Annotated in this window: 21 protein-coding genes; 19 read left to right on the top strand and 2 right to left on the bottom strand. The window is 34.0% G+C overall.

Going from position 1 to position 16,218, the window contains the following annotated elements; all coding sequences use genetic code 11:
* The first annotated feature begins 84 nt into the window (after nucleotides 1-84).
* The 11 genes from OLM61_RS14255 to OLM61_RS14205 all read left to right on the top strand — a co-directional run bounded on the left by OLM61_RS14255 (nucleotide 85) and on the right by OLM61_RS14205 (nucleotide 6,527).
* Entirely contained in the window at nucleotides 85-558 is a 474-nt protein-coding gene (locus tag OLM61_RS14255; protein WP_264523304.1) for a Dps family protein, read from the top strand.
* A 106-nt stretch (nucleotides 559-664) separates the two neighbouring features.
* Complete coding sequence (locus OLM61_RS14250) at nucleotides 665-850, top strand: CsbD family protein (protein ID WP_264523303.1); 186 nt, start codon at nucleotides 665-667, stop codon at nucleotides 848-850.
* Nucleotides 851-1,006: 156 nt separating this feature from the next.
* Complete coding sequence (locus OLM61_RS14245; RefSeq protein ID WP_264523302.1) at nucleotides 1,007-1,558, top strand: helix-turn-helix domain-containing protein; 552 nt, start codon at nucleotides 1,007-1,009, stop codon at nucleotides 1,556-1,558.
* Between the two features lie 21 nt (nucleotides 1,559-1,579).
* Entirely contained in the window at nucleotides 1,580-2,029 is a 450-nt protein-coding gene (locus tag OLM61_RS14240) for a response regulator (RefSeq protein WP_264523301.1), read from the top strand.
* Nucleotides 2,030-2,039: 10 nt separating this feature from the next.
* Nucleotides 2,040-3,824 (top strand): CHASE3 domain-containing protein, encoded by a 1,785-nt coding sequence (locus OLM61_RS14235; protein WP_264523300.1) that lies wholly within the window; start codon nucleotides 2,040-2,042, stop codon nucleotides 3,822-3,824.
* Between the two features lie 143 nt (nucleotides 3,825-3,967).
* Nucleotides 3,968-4,534 (top strand): DUF4142 domain-containing protein, encoded by a 567-nt coding sequence (locus tag OLM61_RS14230; protein ID WP_264523299.1) that lies wholly within the window; start codon nucleotides 3,968-3,970, stop codon nucleotides 4,532-4,534.
* Nucleotides 4,535-4,572: 38 nt separating this feature from the next.
* The gene (locus tag OLM61_RS14225; protein ID WP_264523298.1) at nucleotides 4,573-5,214 is read left to right on the top strand and encodes a porin family protein; all 642 of its coding nucleotides are present in this window, start codon (nucleotides 4,573-4,575) and stop codon (nucleotides 5,212-5,214) included.
* Nucleotides 5,215-5,247: 33 nt separating this feature from the next.
* The gene (locus tag OLM61_RS14220; RefSeq protein WP_264523297.1) at nucleotides 5,248-5,400 is read left to right on the top strand and encodes a lmo0937 family membrane protein; all 153 of its coding nucleotides are present in this window, start codon (nucleotides 5,248-5,250) and stop codon (nucleotides 5,398-5,400) included.
* Between the two features lie 48 nt (nucleotides 5,401-5,448).
* Nucleotides 5,449-5,733, top strand: a complete 285-nt coding sequence (locus OLM61_RS14215) for a YtxH domain-containing protein (protein WP_264523296.1) — start codon at nucleotides 5,449-5,451, stop codon at nucleotides 5,731-5,733.
* Between the two features lie 39 nt (nucleotides 5,734-5,772).
* Complete coding sequence (locus OLM61_RS14210) at nucleotides 5,773-6,165, top strand: hypothetical protein (RefSeq protein ID WP_264523295.1); 393 nt, start codon at nucleotides 5,773-5,775, stop codon at nucleotides 6,163-6,165.
* An 11-nt stretch (nucleotides 6,166-6,176) separates the two neighbouring features.
* Entirely contained in the window at nucleotides 6,177-6,527 is a 351-nt protein-coding gene (locus OLM61_RS14205; RefSeq protein ID WP_264523294.1) for a hypothetical protein, read from the top strand.
* 440 nt (nucleotides 6,528-6,967) lie between these two features.
* Here the strand turns inward: OLM61_RS14205 and prfA are convergent, their stop codons facing one another.
* Nucleotides 6,968-8,044, bottom strand: a complete 1,077-nt coding sequence (gene prfA / locus OLM61_RS14200; RefSeq protein WP_264523293.1) for a peptide chain release factor 1 — start codon at nucleotides 8,042-8,044, stop codon at nucleotides 6,968-6,970.
* 584 nt (nucleotides 8,045-8,628) lie between these two features.
* Here prfA and OLM61_RS14195 point away from each other — a divergent pair.
* The 7 genes from OLM61_RS14195 to OLM61_RS14165 all read left to right on the top strand — a co-directional run bounded on the left by OLM61_RS14195 (nucleotide 8,629) and on the right by OLM61_RS14165 (nucleotide 13,352).
* The gene (locus tag OLM61_RS14195; RefSeq protein WP_264523292.1) at nucleotides 8,629-8,871 is read left to right on the top strand and encodes a hypothetical protein; all 243 of its coding nucleotides are present in this window, start codon (nucleotides 8,629-8,631) and stop codon (nucleotides 8,869-8,871) included.
* On the top strand, nucleotides 8,868-9,704 hold the full coding sequence (locus tag OLM61_RS14190; RefSeq protein ID WP_264523291.1) for a hypothetical protein: 837 nt from the start codon (nucleotides 8,868-8,870) through the stop codon (nucleotides 9,702-9,704). The genes OLM61_RS14195 and OLM61_RS14190 overlap by 4 nt, the downstream gene beginning before the upstream one ends.
* Nucleotides 9,705-10,044: 340 nt before the next feature.
* The gene (locus tag OLM61_RS14185; protein ID WP_264523290.1) at nucleotides 10,045-10,665 is read left to right on the top strand and encodes a hypothetical protein; all 621 of its coding nucleotides are present in this window, start codon (nucleotides 10,045-10,047) and stop codon (nucleotides 10,663-10,665) included.
* Between the two features lie 206 nt (nucleotides 10,666-10,871).
* A complete protein-coding gene (locus OLM61_RS14180; protein ID WP_264523289.1) occupies nucleotides 10,872-11,048 on the top strand; it encodes a DUF3606 domain-containing protein in 177 nt (58 codons plus the stop codon).
* A gap of 233 nt (nucleotides 11,049-11,281) precedes the next feature.
* The gene (locus OLM61_RS14175; protein WP_264523288.1) at nucleotides 11,282-11,716 is read left to right on the top strand and encodes a RidA family protein; all 435 of its coding nucleotides are present in this window, start codon (nucleotides 11,282-11,284) and stop codon (nucleotides 11,714-11,716) included.
* A 253-nt stretch (nucleotides 11,717-11,969) separates the two neighbouring features.
* Nucleotides 11,970-12,497 carry a hypothetical protein gene (locus OLM61_RS14170; protein ID WP_264523287.1) on the top strand — a complete coding sequence of 176 codons (528 nt, stop codon included), beginning with the start codon at nucleotides 11,970-11,972 and terminating at the stop codon, nucleotides 12,495-12,497.
* Between the two features lie 435 nt (nucleotides 12,498-12,932).
* Nucleotides 12,933-13,352, top strand: a complete 420-nt coding sequence (locus tag OLM61_RS14165; RefSeq protein ID WP_264523286.1) for a lysozyme inhibitor LprI family protein — start codon at nucleotides 12,933-12,935, stop codon at nucleotides 13,350-13,352.
* A gap of 58 nt (nucleotides 13,353-13,410) precedes the next feature.
* Here OLM61_RS14165 and OLM61_RS14160 read toward each other — a convergent pair whose 3' ends face one another.
* Nucleotides 13,411-14,202 (bottom strand): DUF5995 family protein, encoded by a 792-nt coding sequence (locus OLM61_RS14160; RefSeq protein ID WP_264523285.1) that lies wholly within the window; start codon nucleotides 14,200-14,202, stop codon nucleotides 13,411-13,413.
* A gap of 317 nt (nucleotides 14,203-14,519) precedes the next feature.
* Between OLM61_RS14160 and OLM61_RS14155 the strand changes: the two genes are divergently transcribed.
* Nucleotides 14,520-15,962: a hypothetical protein gene (locus OLM61_RS14155; RefSeq protein ID WP_264523284.1), complete on the top strand. Its 1,443-nt coding sequence runs from the start codon at nucleotides 14,520-14,522 to the stop codon at nucleotides 15,960-15,962.
* Nucleotides 15,963-16,218 lie beyond the last annotated feature (256 nt).

Raw genomic sequence — 16,218 nt, 5'->3', positions numbered from 1 at the left:
TCCTGTAACTTCTTTAACAAATTATGTAAGAAGATCAGAAGGCTCATTTTCTATTTTTGGTAAACAACCTTTAATCAGACAATTATGATCCCGCATATTGGAATAACACCAAAAAATTTAAAAAAGAGTACTGCGCTATTAGCCACGATTTTATCGAATGAAATGACCCTTTATGTGAAAACCAGAAAATTTCACTGGAATATTTCGGGAAATAGTTTTATGGAATTACACCAATTATTTGAAGAGCAGTACCGCATTCTCGAAGCCCATATTGATGAAGTTGCAGAACGCATCAGTCAGCTAGGAGACAAAACAATTGGAACAATGAAAGAGTTTATCGAGAATTCAACGCTAAAAGAGTCTCCAAAAGAATACCCTTCACAGAAACAAATGTTAAAAGAACTTTTAGAAAACCACGAGCAGCTGGTGACGGAGTTTCGGGACTATATTCCGGTTTTTGAAGAGGAGAATAACGATGCAGGTTCGGCCGATTTTGTGACCGGATTGCTTCAGGAACACGAAAAAATGGCCTGGGTTTTGCGCCGCTATCAGGCTTAAAAAGCTCAAAATGTGAATTATACAACTCTTCTTTAAATGGATGTAACAGAAAACCAACCATTAATTGGCAACTTTACAATACTATTAATCTTTAAAACTTAAGGTCATGAATATTACAGAAATAAAAGGAAATTGGAATGAGTTAAAAGGAAAACTGAAGCAAAAATTTGCAACTCTGACAGATGATGATTTGATGTTTGCTGAAGGAAAAGAAGACGAAATGTACGGAAGAATTCAGCAAAAACTGGGGAAAACAAAAGAAGAATTTCATCAAATCCTCTCAGATTTGTAACCCTTTCTGGCTCAATCGGGATACCGTCTAGTATACATATTAGACGGTATTTTTTTGAGAATTTTCTTTATTATTTCAAATATTAGTAAATTTCTAACAATTGTTAAACGGTGTAACCAAATTTAAATTAAGTATCTTTAACCAAATTTTTATAGAATGAAACTATTTATAAAGTTTGACATCAACACCATTTGTTCGCTTTTTTTAAAGCACAATCTGGATCAGCATAAAATAAATTTTACGACCCTTGGTTTTGGTGAAATTGAAATCAATGATAATATGGATGCTGAGGCGCTTGAAGCTTTAAAAGAGAAACTGGGCCCGTGTGGTTTTGAAGTTGTTGAAAATCAAAAAAGTGTTCTGGTTCAAAAAATAAAAGATGCTATAATTGAACTTGTTTTCATGGAAGACAACAACAATTACAAAAGTTCTGTATTTTTAGCCGAAAAGCTCAACCATAGTTATGGCTATCTGTCGAATGTATTTTCGGAAGTAACCTATTCTTCTATCGAAAATTTTATCATTTTACAAAAGATTGAAAGAGCAAAACAATTAATTATTATCAACGAAATGAGTCTGACCGAAATTGCTTTTTTACTCAACTATTCAAGTGTAGCCCATTTGAGTACACAGTTTAAAAACACCACCGGAATTACACCCTCGGCTTTTCAGAGAATAATTAAGAAACGAAGAGAAAATTTAAACTAAAATCCAAATACCCACATTAAAATGCAAAAAAACGCATTACATATTTTATTGGCCGATGATGATGAAGACGATCGCCTTTTTTTTAAAGATGCCTTTGAAGAGATAAAGATCCAGACAAAAGTAGAATTTGCACATGACGGAATGCAGTTAATGGATCATTTGATGAATCCAGACAATACGTTACCTGATATTTTATTTCTGGATTTAAACATGCCTAAGAAAACCGGAAAAGAATGCTTAATCGAAATTAAAAAAACAGAGCATTTAAAAAACATTATTATTGCCATCTACTCTACTTCTTCCTCTGAAGAAGATATTGAAGACACCTTCATTCAGGGAGCGAATATTTACATTAAAAAGCCAAGTGATTTTAATAATCTCAAAAAAATAATTAATGAAGTCGTTACTGTAAACTGGCACTATCATACCTCAGGGTTAAATCGTGATAATTTCCTGTTGCGACTAAAATAGTAAAACACCAATGAAGTGGATCCCAAATTTTAATTCCTCAAACTCTTTGAGAGTTATTTTTGTAATCGCAGTTTTCATTCTGTTGTTTCTTTCTTCTATCGCTTACAAACACAACCAGGACCTTAATGAGTCCAGTAAGTTGGTAATGCATACGTATGAAATTAACATTCAGCTAGAACGGTTAATGTCAGCTATAAAGGATGCCGAAACGGGACAACGCGGTTATATCATAACCCGTAATGCCCGTTTTTTAACTCCTTACCTTTATTCGCGTGACAAGGTAAACACTTCGTTCATCACTTTAAAAAAATTAACGGCCGACAACCCAAAACAGCAGGAAAACCTCCAAAGGTTATTCAAGCTCATCATTCAGCGTTTTGTTTCTTTTGAAAATTGTCTCAAATACAGCGATCCCAAAACTTACGACAAACGAAAACTCGACAATTATATGTTTGGGGGGCGAATTTTGATGGAAAACATTCGTTTTAAAGTCGACGAAATGAAAGACAGCGAAAAAAGCTACCTGGCCAAAAGGTTAAAAATTTACGATGCCGAAATTTCCCTGAGTCCTCTTTTTTCTATTTCGCTGTTTCTGGTTGCCCTCACTTTTATTTTACTGGCTTACCGACAAATCAGTCGTGATTTTGAACGTCTGAAAATCATTAACAAACAACTGTTGATTTCCAGCGGACTTATGGCGGAATCTGAATCTATCGGTAAATTCAGTACCTGGCAATGGGATTTAGACACCAACAAGATCGATTATTCCGACAATCAATATCGTTTACTTGGCTATGAACCCAACGCTTTTGTTCCTGAAAAGGGGACTTTTTTAAATTTTGTGCATCCTGAGGACAAAGTAACAGTTGCAAAATCGATGGAAGGGATTCTCAATTACGAGCAATTGCCTTTTGTTTATTATAAAATTATGCTTCCGAATCAGGAAGTCAGACACTTTAAAACTACCGGAAAATTATTAACAGACCAACAGGGAAGTAAAATTTTACTGGGCATCAACTTTGACATTACCGACGAACATTTACTGAATATAGAACTTCAGGAACGTAATCTGGAATTGGAAAAAAGCAATAAAGAACTGGCTTCTTTCAACCATGTTGCGAGTCACGACTTACAGGAACCTTTGAGAAAAATTCAGACTTTTATCTCCAGAGTTTCTGATGCCGACAAAGCTGTTATGTCACAGAGTGCCAGAGATTATATTGCCAAGATTGAAGTTTCGGCCAAAAGAATGCGCGTTTTAATTGATGATTTACTTTTATTCTCCAGAACCAATACGACCAAAAAAGAGTTCATTAAATCAAATTTAAATGAATTGCTTAAAAATGCCGAAGCAGAATTAACAGAAATGATCGACGAGAAGAAAGCAATCATTACCACTACAAAATTGCCAAAACTGTCCGTTATTCCGTATCAGATCGAACAGCTTTTTATCAATCTTATTGGCAACTCTTTAAAATACAGCCGTCCGAATATTGCTCCCGAGATTGCAATTGAGAGCCAAAAAGTATTCTCTGTAGATTATCCCGAACTACTGGATCAGAATGTGAAAAAATTCCACAAAATAACTTTCACAGACAACGGAATGGGTTTTGACCCTCAGTTCAAGGAAACCATTTTTGTATTGTTCCAGCGACTGCATTCCAAAACCGATTATCCGGGAACAGGAATTGGTCTGGCCATCTGCAAAAAAATTGTCGACAATCATAAGGGTTATATCATGGCCGACAGTCAACCGGATCAGGGTTCTGTATTCACTATTTTTCTTCCGGATTAGTCACTCAAAAAAGCCTTTAAAAACCACATAACAAACGTTGTATAAATCTTTTATGGGAATTATATAACGTTTCTTTTTTATGCTGTAAAGCAAAATCTTCTATTCGTCGCCATCTTTGTAAAGTAATACTTTATGAAGTAATAATGAAAGCAATCCCCAGAGTAAAAGCATCTTTTTTCAAAGCAATATTTTTATTGTTAACCCTAGTTTTTGTTGCATCATGTAAAAAAAGCTATCCAATAGAAACTTCTTTAAAAAATGAAACTTTTACCAAAAATGAAAAAGAAGAAATTGAAGCCTTTTTTTTTATTGCGGCGGCAAATGTAAGTCAATCCATTATTTCTAAAAGTCAAATTGCACAACAAAAAAGTTCTGACAGTACCATTCTCGAAGTAAGCAAAAAAATCGAAATTAATCAAAATCTGTTGTTACAGGAAATAACCAATCTGGCCAATAGAAAGCTCATTATTATTACTGAAATCAACGCAACCCGAAAACGGGACCTGTACGATTTGATTGATGCCAATGAATACAATTTCAACCACGCTTACCTAGATTCGATGCATGAATCATTGGAAGAACAGATTCGGTTATTGGAATCCATTTCCAAAGAAACAAATGACCAAACGATTCTGAAAATGGTTTTACAATATCTGCCACAACAATATGAGTTTTCAAGAGAAATACAAAAATCAAAAATAGTACTCTAAACGCCTCTAAACGCTATTATTAACTAAACTATTTAACTATGAAAATGCACTTTAATTTTTTATCCGCCTTAACCCTTTTTTTAACAGCTTCATTCGGAATGCTGCAGGCCCAAAACAATAATGTAAATACCGAGTACGGGATCAAAGGAGGGTTCAACATGTCCAATTTGTATTCTAATGATGCCAACGACGACAATGTACTGTATGGTTTCAATGCCGGACTTTATGCAACTTTACCAATCTCTGATTTTATTGCCATTCAACCGGAAATCCTGTTTACCACAAAGGGAGCCAAACTAGAATACAATAATGCTTTTGCCAGTGGAGATTCAAAATTCAAACTCAACTATATCGAAGTTCCATTGTTGGTAAGAGTTAATATCACCAAAAATTTTAATGTTCATGCCGGTGGTTACGCTTCTTATCTTGTGAGTTCAAAAGTTACGGGGAGCGGAGATATCAACTTCGAGCAAAGAATCGATACCGATGATCTAAACAAGTTTGATGCCGGTCTGGCAGCGGGTGTTGGAGTCGATTTTGATCCAATAAGCATCGGTTTACGTTACAATTATGGACTAACAACCGTTGGAAAAGAGAGAACAGTTGCCGGAACAACCTATACTTTTCCGGACGCAAAAAACAGCAACCTTAGCTTGTATCTTTCGTATAAGCTAAACTAGAAAAGGATTTTATTAACCCTAAATACACAAGTCATGTCAAATTTATTATATACCATCGCAGTAATTCTGATCATACTTTGGGCTTTAGGCTTTTTTGTTTACAGCCTGGGAAGTATCATTCATATTTTATTAGTCATTGCCATTATTGCTATACTACTCCGACTTATTAAAGGTCGTGAAGTTTAAAAAACAAATACTATTAACCACTTTATATTAATTACTAAATCGAATATTATGAAAACGAGCAGCACAATTTTAGGAATTTTAGGAGCCGCAGCGGCAGGAGCTTTTTTGGGTGTTTTATTTGCACCGGACAAAGGATCAAATACCAGAAAAAAAATATCAGACAAGTCTAAAGATTACGGAGACAATCTGAAAAACAAGTTCGACGGAATTGTAAGCACGATTACTTCAAACGGTAAAGAAATTATCGAAGAAGGAAAAGCAAAATTCAGCCAGGCAAAAGAAGACTTCAACGCGATTAAAGATGAAGCAAAAGCTGTAAAATCGAACTATTAAGAAAGTGAATTTTGTAAATCCTAAACATACCCCTCTATCATGGAATCAGATGCAACAACAAACGACAACTTAAATCTTTACGAGAAAGCAGAAAACTATACCAAAACGAGTTTAGAATTAATTAAGCTCAAAACGGTATCAGCATCAGCAGATGTTTTATCGACATTGACCTCTAGGATCGCGGTTGGAGCTGTTGTTGCATTTTTTACCTTGTTCCTCAATATTGGGATCAGTTTATGGATTGGAAAAAAATTAGGCGAATACTATTACGGTTTTTTTATACTGGCCCTTTTTTATCTCATAGTAGCCATTGTGCTGCACAAACTGCACCACAGACTTATTAAAACCCCTATTGGAAACATGATTGTTTCGAGTATTTTAAAAGAAACTAACAGAGAAGCCAACTCTGATGTAAGTCAGTCAAAAAACTAAAAAAGACGGTTATGGAAACGATTTACACCCTTGATGCACTGGACCGGAAGATTCAGCTTTTAGAAAACCGTCAAGACGCCGAATGGTGTTCGATTAAAGACGAAATCGATGAAATTAAAGAGCATTTAAAGCCTCTTAACCTCATTCGAAACACAGTCGAAGAAATCAACGAAACGGTTGGTTTTAAAAGCCATCTGGCACAGTCGGCTATCAGTATCGGAATTGGTTATCTGGCCAAAAGATTTGTGGTAGGAAAAAGTAAATCTACTTTCAAAAACATCTTCGGATCCTTACTACAGCTTGTCGTTACCAATATAGTTTCGAAACCGCACGAACCCTCCCACGAAGATTCGGCACCTTAAAAATCGTCACGAGAGTAATGGTCTAACTAAAATTTAATTATTATGGAAAAGTTAAGCGAAATAATAGTCAAAAATGGTGTGTACATGTACTCTAATCTTTATAAATGTTTTGAATTCACAAGAGTATTTTTAGGTATCTAACTTGCTTTATACGTTTTATAAATAAACGGTTAATCGGTTAATATCCTTCACTATATATTTTTTTCTCTGAGGTACTGAGGTGCTGAGTTACTAAGGTCCTGAGGTTTTTTTAAAAGGTTCAGAGGTGTAAAGGGACAAAGGCACAGAGGTTTTACTGGAGAAAATAAAAAAAGAGCGTATTTCAAGTAGTTGAAATACGCTCTTTTTACTATATAAATCTTAATTGATTGGAAAAGATTAATCCTTTGCAACTTTGTGCCTCTGAGCCTAAAAACTTAGTCTCTCAGAACCTTAGTGTCTTAGAACACTTCCGAAGCTTCCTTCAATTTCTCCATGTTGTTCACCAACTGAAGCTCGGCAACAATTTTCTGAATGTCACCATTCATGATGTTTCCTAAATCGTATAAAGTTAAACCAACACGGTGATCGGTTACACGACCTTGTGCGTAGTTGTAGGTACGAATCTTAGCCGAACGGTCACCAGAACTTACCTGAGACGTACGTTTGGTAGCATCTTCAGCTTCTTTCTTAGCCAATTCCTGTTCGTACAAACGAGAACGTAAAACCGTTAACGCCTTATCTTTATTCTTATGCTGCGATTTCTGATCCTGACATTGCGCCACCAATCCCGTAGGAATGTGCGTTAAACGTACAGCCGATTTCGTTGTATTTACCGATTGTCCTCCAGGTCCTGACGAACAGAAGAAATCTACACGAACATCGTTCATATCGATTTGTACATCAAACTCTTCTGCTTCCGGTAAAACCATTACCGTTGCTGCCGAGGTATGTACACGCCCTTGTGTTTCGGTTTGCGGAACACGTTGTACACGGTGCACACCAGCTTCAAATTTCAGGGTTCCGTACACATCTTCTCCGGTAACTTCAAAAATAACCTCTTTGAAACCTCCCGAAGTACCTTCGTTCATATCGACCACAGAAGTTCTCCAACCTTGTGATTCACAGTATTTAGTGTACATTCTGAATAAATCCCCTGCAAAAATACTAGCTTCGTCCCCACCCGTTCCGGCACGAATCTCCACCATTACATTTTTAGCATCTTCAGGATCTTTAGGAATCAACATAAATTTGATTTCCTCCTCCAGTTGCGGCAAGCGTTCTTTTGCTTCGTCTAGCTGCATTTTGGCCATTTCGGTCATATCTGCATCGCTTCCGTCAGCAATAATTTCGTTTGCTTCGTCAATATTTGCTAAAACAAGAATGTATTCTTCTCTTTTTTCAACCAAAGCTTTGATGCTTTTATATTCCTGGTTGAGTTGCACATAACGTTTTTGATCAGCAATAACATCCGGCTGAATAATCAAATCCGAAATCTCATCAAAACGCTGCTTTACATATTGAAGTCTATCTAACATTTTCTAATTCCTTTTATTGGACTGCAAAATTACAAAATTTTTGTTGAAAATTCTAGTATTGATTTTTTAGGTTTTTTGAGGGGAAGATTTAGTGGAATGAGGATGGTTTTTAGGAGCTTGTTCCTGCTATCCGCTGTATCTTTTTAAGCAGAAAGTTAATTGTTTAATTTTAGGAGTTTTCGTTTGCCTAAAAAGGATGCCGCTGCTATCAGGGCTAAGGGTTTCAGGTTTTAAATTGGCCTTTATGGATTTCCGTAAAATCAGTTACTTCAAACAATTTACTTTTATAAAAATTCAGGTGTTTATACTTGGTGGTGAATTTAAATTTAATGCGATGTTTGTTTTTATAAAAACTTAATTATTGGATATGATTTACATAAATGGCAAAATCTATAGAAGTAAATAATTCAAAAAACTAAATTTATAGCACATAAATGTTTCATTTCTTTTAAGACACAAGATCATGACTATAAAAAATATATTCATGATGAACTTGAAATTGATATGATAGACAAATCCTTAAATGAACCAATTAATTCAGATGTTATATGCCATTTTAAAGAAACAACCAAAACAGAATCAATATGACAAACGAAGAAAAATTGCAGAAAATTATTGCTGCTTACACACCGTTAGACTACACAAAAATTAACCTTAAAAGAACAATAAAGGACAATTATATTGCCGCAGAGTTCAAAGACAATTTTTGTGATGATATTTGTATCACTTGGCGAAATATCAATGCGACACAATTACGAAATGATATGTTTGTCAAGTTGAAAACAGGAGAAGATATTTTAAAAATCCTAAAATACGTTCTACTATGAAGTTAAAAATTACTCTTTTGCTAATTGTTCTCTTGGCAATTTTAAATAACAAAGTTTTTGGCCAAGATTTTATTAGAATTGGTGCGGCTCACGATTTTCAAAAAAATAAAGTTGTTCAAACTTTCTCATTTGACTTCAATAGAACTGAAAAAATTGATGAAAAGAAAGGAAGATATCTACTTTTCGACCACAATAACTTTTACATACTCCCCTCTTCAGATGTGAATATTGGTGACGGAGTTACTTCATCTGAAAATAATATTCTGTTTCAAATTAATATGGGTAAAGCATTTTATGGAGAGAAATGGAAAAGTAAAGACAATTTAAGAACATCAGCATGGAACAAAGCAATCGAATTTAATCCATCATATAATTCAGATAAGCTTTTTCAAGAAAAATTAATATTTGGGCAATTAAAGTTATTGGTCAATCTGATATCTCAAAAACATAAAGATGCTACTGAAAACACATACATTCAATCTGTTCATTCAATCGCCTTGGGAGGGTTTACAAATCTTGGTTATAGATATAGTAAAACTTATGATACAGATGATTTATATTCAACTGCTGGAATATTGATTGACTACAAAACCAGAATTTTAAACTCTAAAAATGAAGATACATGGGTTTTCAAAGTGACAGGAAATTATTATTACATAGTTTCGGATGTCCAACAATTAACAACTGACAATTTTGCTGGACTAATTAAGTCATCAATTGACAGACAAATATTTAAGAATACATTTGTTGGGCTTTCTTATAAATATGGAAATGACAACCCAAATTACAAATACATTCATACATTGGAGTTGTCTGCAAAAATAAAATATTGACAAAAAAACGGCATCTAATACACGCTACAAGCAAGCTGGGATTTGGCTTAATTTGAAGATGATTATGTATTTGAAAAATTAGGTTTTAACCCAAAGTTTAGGTTTTCTTAATCCCACCCTGTGTGTAGCGCGGGGAAGATGAAGATTATATAATGAGAAAAATACGTGAAAATTATTTATCCGATTCTACTGTTACAATTTTTTTAATTGTAACAGTAGAATCGGCAAAAAACTCATTTTTTGAAAATCTCTCCGCTAGCGCGAGCGCCTCACTCGTGCCGACTAGAGAAATACAATAACAAAAATTCATTCGAAAATCACTAATTATCAAATTCTACTTATGACTAAAATTAAGTCCTTCATTTCTCTTTTTTTTAAAACTCTTTTTTTTTTAATTCTAATTTTCACCATAGTCTATACTTCTATTAACCGAAATTTACAAACAATTATCCAAAACATACTTTTTTTTGGAGGTGTAATAAATGGTATTTTTATTTTCTCTTTAATTTCGATATACTTTCAAGATCGAAAAACAAATTTCCAATACGTAAATATCTTAATAGCTTTTTTTTCGGCATTTTTATTAGGATTAACATTTTATTCTGTATCTATAGTTTTAGAAGATTTTACCTCTCTTCAAAAAAACTATTATTTCTCCTCTTATCATAATTGGAAAACTCCCCTTATTGTATTCATAATTTTATCAATTGGTTTTTCTCTGTTTTACTTTCGGTTATATGTTAGAAGTATATATGGCTTAACTGAAGCAGTGATTGGAGTCATCATCGGAGTTTCTAAAATTTTAGAAAAAGAAAATAAGACAGTTGAAACAGAATTTTACTTTGCTATTTTGACCGCTTCCATCTATTTAATTGTAAGAGGTTTGGACAATATCCACCAAGGTCTTACAAAGGAACCGCTTGATCCTGTTGCACAAAGATTAAAAAAGATGATCAAGTAATACATCATAGATAACATGCTTAACATGAAATAAACAATTAACATATAGATATGGTTCTATTTTACAGTATAATTACTTGAGAATAAATCCAGTAGATTATGGATTTCCGTAAAACCTATAATTAATATAAACCGAAATTTGTTCCAATTTATATAAAGGACTCACAAGCTGGAGTGTAAATCAGCTTAATTTAAAACAAAAAAATTATGTCAGATGACTTAACTAAAAAAAGACCACAAGACGCCAGCAAGATTAGTCTTAAGGAACAATGGGAAATTGATTATTGGTGCAAAGAATTTGGAATCTCTGAAGCAGCATTACGTAAAGCGGTTGAAGCGGTCGGCCATTCAGCAGCAGCAGTAAGAAAACACCTTGGTAAATAACCAAGATGTAATCAAAAAAGAAAGAGGTAGTCTATACTTCCTCTTTCTCTACTTTAATTTGAGTAAGTTTTAGAATTTCTATCTAACCCTAAGCAAAGATGGAATCCAATTATTTTGCATCAATTTACCACTGCTGGCGCGAGCGCCCCGTTCGTGAACGTAAAGAGCGAGATAATAACACTGGCAGAAAGAATTAAACCTTAAAACAAACTTCATTAAAAAAACAAACCATTATGAAACATTTTATTTTACTTTCTTTTTTATTCGTTTTCAATATCAATTTTGCACAAGAAGCCAAAATAAAAAAGGAAAAATGGCATTGGAACAACGGTCCTAAACAAGATACCGTTATTGGTTATGCTCAGGTTTTAAAAGTGGACAATGTGCTTTACATTTCGGGTGCTGTAACAACGGAATTGACTCCGGCAGGAATCACAGCGGTATATAACGATTTAAAAGCTTCACTAGCGAGTTATGGCGCTACATTTGCAAATGTTGTGAAAGAAAATCTATATACAACCGATATTGAGACCGTGAAAAAGTACAACAACGTTAGAAAAAAATTCTACAATGGTGACTTTCCTGCTGCTACATGGGTACAAGTAGTACAATTATACATGCCACAAGCAAAGTTAGAGGTTGAGTTGATTGCGCATCTGCCTAAATAACTGGGTTAAATAGGGTTACCTATAATCGATAAATCTATCAAAATAGAAGTACAACTTAAATATCAAACAAGATATTAAAAAAACGACTCTCCAAAGTGCCACTTCGCTGATGCGAAATTCTAAAATTCACCATATGGATTTCCCAAGACCAATTTATAATTCCTACTAAAGTTGTAATTATGCAAATTTAATAGAGTAAACCAAACTGTCTGTTGAAAAATAGCATTCGCGAACAAAATATACGACCAAACATTTGAATACAGCTAAAAATATTGAAGAGCAACTAGAAGATCTAACGACAAGATTACTCGAAATGGTAAATCTTTATTGTTGTAATGATATATCAGAAAATTTAGTTTTTATTCTTTCAGATATTTCAAAAGTAAAAGGAGAAAACTTTTTTATTCAGCGCAGAAATAAAAATAAGCTCAATAAAAAGACAAAACCTAAAAATTTTAATGAAGCAATTTTAGATCTTAAAGAAATTTATGATTCAATTTATGACATTAATCTATATGTTTACAAAGCTGAAAAACATCAAACAATTATTGATATCAGGTACTTCCTAAAAAGCAATCTTGAACCTAATTTTGTAAAAACAATAATTAACAACCCGCCAATGTTGCATTGTAAAATAGCCCATCCACCCTATTTCAAAAATGATGACAAGAAATTTGATGCCAATTGGGAATTAGGAAGTTTAAGATATAGTTGGAATATGTTTTGGTGGAGAGCAGCCTACAAATATAAACAGCTCACTTACTCCGTTCCTAGAGAATAGAAATCATTTCTGGCGGAATTAAAAAATACATGATTACAAAAAGAGCCATAGGCTCAACCAATATTGTAGAATTGGATTTTAATTCAATTTGAATATACACATTGAGAATAGAGAACCAGCGGTTCGACATATTTTAATACCTAAAATATATGCCGTTCCTATGGAACTTTCGAAACCCAAAATCCTTTTTTCAACGGATTGAAATCCGTTGCTATAAAATATTTCATTCCTACGGAATTAAAGCATACGACCTCTCATGATTTTTTTAATAAAAAATTATAGAGATTATGATCAAACTGTTTTGCATATTAATATTAATTTGTATTCTTTGCATGGACGAGCGGGACGCTTGCATCAGCAGGATATTTTTTTACTGAACTGCAAATACACATTTAAAACAAAACAGTAATATATTTAGGTTTTAAACTCAACCTTATGAATAAAACACTTGTCACTGTTTTTCTTTTTTTCTCAATCATTGCCTTTTCCCAAACCAACAAGAAAAATGAAAATCCAATTGATGTTTTAGAATCTAAATGTCTGAACAAAGATGATATCTCGAATGCCGATATGTGTAATTGTACCATACAAGCGCGTGAATCCTGGGATAAAGAATTGAATAAATACTACAACCTGTTAAAAGCAAAACTCCCAAAAGAAGCTTTTGACAGTCTGAAAGAATCCCAATTGCAATGGTTGAAGTATCGGGATAAAGAATACGCTTTTATTTCTAAATTTTACTTCGAAGTTCAACAAGGAACAATGTGGTACACCGTTGCCGAAAACAGAAAAAAAGAAATTGTAAAAACCAGAGCAATTGAATTACAACAATATTACAAAATGTTAGATTTTTAAGCCTTACAATCCGCTCTTCGAGTTTTTTCAATAACAATCATTCGCAACGGAATTAAAATCACGCAACAACACATTCCATATTTTTTTGTTCAGCAATCTGCATATCGATTATTTTTTGAGCCACTGTACCTCTTTCGAACAAACGAATGAATTTGAAAACAGCACTCACAAAATATCCCGGATTTGAAACTAAGCGGGCGATTTCTGTTATTCTCACATCTCTTTCATGCGTACAGGCTTCCCTTTTATCCTCCGGAACTGCTACAAATTCATTGGCAAATTTCCAGGCACCGTCTCTTGCGGTTTCCATACTAAAGTCAATAAAAAAGGTGTCTGCTTTACCTGTTATTTTTAATATCCAGGTAAGCGTTGGCCAAATTTTAATCAGACATTTTTCTACGCTACCTACGAGACTGCTTAGAATGGTATTTATTTTGTCGAAATCGGCTTTTAAACTTCCTATATCTTCAACCGTACTGATCTCAGCAGCAGCTATACCCAAATCCAAATTGATATGAGCATTCATTCCGAGTAATAAATGTTGCAGCACTATCGGCCAAAACTTTTCGGCTTGTTCAAAGGCAAAACCCCAACATTCCGATGATTTTTCTTTGGCTTTATATTGATAATAAGCCTTTAAATACCGATTGGCAAAAATAACATCCAATTTTTCCATGCGTTCACCATTCTGAAAAGAACCATTTTGGATCCCTTCTTTTACGCTCACAGTAACTTCGCGATACAGGGTAGCAAACAAACCTATAGCACTTTGCTCGATCTTTGACACTTCTATTATTTCATCTAATAGCTGAATTACTTCCTCTATAGTCGCAGCTTGTTTTATATTCATTTCTAATGGGTTAAGATTATTTTTGGCAGAACGAATATAATTCTTTTAATCTTTCAAAATGCATTTTTGAAGCAATTATCTTGTTATTTTTTTATAACTTAGTAGTCCAAAACCTCCTATTGAATAGCATTCGGAAGTTTCCCGGCAAGGATATTCCGACTGCAGCACTAATACTATTTTATTAATACACCTTTTTTTGGGTTTCATACCTAAAAATAGAGCGTTTAAGACATTTTTTAAGAAGTCAGTTTCTTAATTACCTACTTTCAACTATTCAAAAAAAGATAACTACAAAAACGAACTAAAGCCCCTCTATCATGAAAACTACAAAAAAGGTATTGCTTTTAATCACGCTAATCGTCTTCTGTGCCTGTAAAAAGGATCCAAAGACAGAAAAAGACACTTATACAACTGTAAATAAAAGTGCCGCTACTTCTACCTGTTTAGCTCCTGCTAATTGGTTTACGATGGTCAACAACACTCGCCAGACTCCTCCGCCAAATGAAGGACCAACAAGCGCATTTGCCAACAATGCAACTGTAACGAATTGTGACTTTCATCAATGGTCGTGGCAAAAGTTTCTTTGGCTCACCAATGAAGTCAACGGAAAACCGTTATTTATTTCCAATTTGATTCAGGTGACTGCGGAAGGCAAAAAAGTAGATACAAGTGAAGGAATTGTTGTTCTAAGAGATACCGCTCAGGCAAGTTCTTCCCAGGATATTTTAAAAACCCCTAAATATACATCAGGTGTTCCTAAATCTACTACTGTTTATTATTCTATTTTCATGGACAATCTTATGTACTCAACCATGCTAAAATATGGTCCAATAGCAAAAAAAGATCCTGCCAAAATAAAAGATATAACTTTTCCTGTAGGCTCCTTAGAACTTAAAACCTCCTGGATTGATGCGAGTGCTCTTAAAGATCCTTCTTCCTATTTTATTACTCAGGGTGTAATCAATGGAGTTAAAAAAAGAGTAGCACTTTTAGGGATGCATGTCGTTGGAGTTGTACAAAATCACCCCGAATTTGTATGGGCTACTTTTGAACATGAAAATCTTGCACCTGCTTACGATTGGTCAAAAGCTACGCCAACCACTGATGCACCGGTGACGAGTACAGTTGATTATCCTTTTTTTAATAAAAACAACACTGCAACCGTTAAAAATATAACTACAAAAAATGGAATTTATACTGATATCTTTTCTCTTTACAAATATGGTGTTCCTGTTGAAAAAGTAACGAAAGGTTCTCATAATGTTCAGGTTTATATGAAAACGAGTCAAAATGGTTCGCAAAACTTCAATAATATTCGTACGATTAATCAAAGCGTTAAAACACAGCTGAAAGGTATCTGGAACAATTATTTTTACAATGGTTCATTATGGATTAATACTGCAGGATACGATACTACTCAGGCTCAAGCGGCCTTATTAAATACGTTATCTGATACTCTTTCAGACTCTAACCCTGGAAAATTAACCCGAGGTTCCGTTGCAGCCTACAATATTACGATGGAAACCTATGTTCAGGCAGGATTTAGTCCAACAACAATAAGCAAAACTTCAGTTAACGATCTTGTTAATTGCTTCTTTTGCCATAATACATCTCATAAAGGAGTTGTTACTCCCCTCAATATTAGCCATGTTTTTACAGGATATGTAGGCAGTCTGAAGGGGTTAAACAGAACACAAATCAAACAAGAACATGTTAATGAATTCTTGAGAGAATCCAATTTGCGTCTAAAATTAAAATAACCCAATAGCAAGCCTTTTACTTTAAGGCAAAGCTGAAATTTATAATTACAAAAAACCACAAGCTTCTGTTTGTGGTTTTTATGTTTTATTCGAAGGCTACAAGATTAAAAACATCTAAAGTTTTTTCCTCTTGCAGATCCAGCAGATTTTTAATTTTTAATTCTTTCTGCATGGATCTTTTAAACACATAGAGACATAGCTCAAAATGCTTGTAAAAGATGCTTCACTTAAAATAAACTGCATAGCTATGTGCTTC

The organism is Flavobacterium sp. N502536 (genome assembly GCF_025947345.1).
GTDB lineage: Bacteria > Bacteroidota > Bacteroidia > Flavobacteriales > Flavobacteriaceae > Flavobacterium.
The sequence above is the reverse complement of the archived record's forward strand: the minus strand, read 5'-3'. Positions and strand labels throughout refer to the sequence as shown.

Coding starts and splice junctions, on each gene's coding strand:
- OLM61_RS14220 (WP_264523297.1), top strand. CDS start 5,248: ATGTCAAATTTATTATATACCATCGCAGTAATTCTGATCATACTTTGG.
- OLM61_RS14155 (WP_264523284.1), top strand. CDS start 14,520: ATGAAAACTACAAAAAAGGTATTGCTTTTAATCACGCTAATCGTCTTC.
- OLM61_RS14245 (WP_264523302.1), top strand. CDS start 1,007: ATGAAACTATTTATAAAGTTTGACATCAACACCATTTGTTCGCTTTTT.
- OLM61_RS14250 (WP_264523303.1), top strand. CDS start 665: ATGAATATTACAGAAATAAAAGGAAATTGGAATGAGTTAAAAGGAAAA.
- OLM61_RS14255 (WP_264523304.1), top strand. CDS start 85: ATGATCCCGCATATTGGAATAACACCAAAAAATTTAAAAAAGAGTACT.
- OLM61_RS14215 (WP_264523296.1), top strand. CDS start 5,449: ATGAAAACGAGCAGCACAATTTTAGGAATTTTAGGAGCCGCAGCGGCA.
- OLM61_RS14190 (WP_264523291.1), top strand. CDS start 8,868: ATGAAGTTAAAAATTACTCTTTTGCTAATTGTTCTCTTGGCAATTTTA.
- OLM61_RS14160 (WP_264523285.1), bottom strand. CDS start 14,202: ATGAATATAAAACAAGCTGCGACTATAGAGGAAGTAATTCAGCTATTA.
- prfA (WP_264523293.1), bottom strand. CDS start 8,044: ATGTTAGATAGACTTCAATATGTAAAGCAGCGTTTTGATGAGATTTCG.
- OLM61_RS14225 (WP_264523298.1), top strand. CDS start 4,573: ATGAAAATGCACTTTAATTTTTTATCCGCCTTAACCCTTTTTTTAACA.
- OLM61_RS14230 (WP_264523299.1), top strand. CDS start 3,968: ATGAAAGCAATCCCCAGAGTAAAAGCATCTTTTTTCAAAGCAATATTT.
- OLM61_RS14195 (WP_264523292.1), top strand. CDS start 8,629: ATGACAAACGAAGAAAAATTGCAGAAAATTATTGCTGCTTACACACCG.
- OLM61_RS14165 (WP_264523286.1), top strand. CDS start 12,933: ATGAATAAAACACTTGTCACTGTTTTTCTTTTTTTCTCAATCATTGCC.
- OLM61_RS14175 (WP_264523288.1), top strand. CDS start 11,282: ATGAAACATTTTATTTTACTTTCTTTTTTATTCGTTTTCAATATCAAT.
- OLM61_RS14205 (WP_264523294.1), top strand. CDS start 6,177: ATGGAAACGATTTACACCCTTGATGCACTGGACCGGAAGATTCAGCTT.
- OLM61_RS14210 (WP_264523295.1), top strand. CDS start 5,773: ATGGAATCAGATGCAACAACAAACGACAACTTAAATCTTTACGAGAAA.
- OLM61_RS14185 (WP_264523290.1), top strand. CDS start 10,045: ATGACTAAAATTAAGTCCTTCATTTCTCTTTTTTTTAAAACTCTTTTT.
- OLM61_RS14180 (WP_264523289.1), top strand. CDS start 10,872: ATGTCAGATGACTTAACTAAAAAAAGACCACAAGACGCCAGCAAGATT.
- OLM61_RS14240 (WP_264523301.1), top strand. CDS start 1,580: ATGCAAAAAAACGCATTACATATTTTATTGGCCGATGATGATGAAGAC.
- OLM61_RS14235 (WP_264523300.1), top strand. CDS start 2,040: ATGAAGTGGATCCCAAATTTTAATTCCTCAAACTCTTTGAGAGTTATT.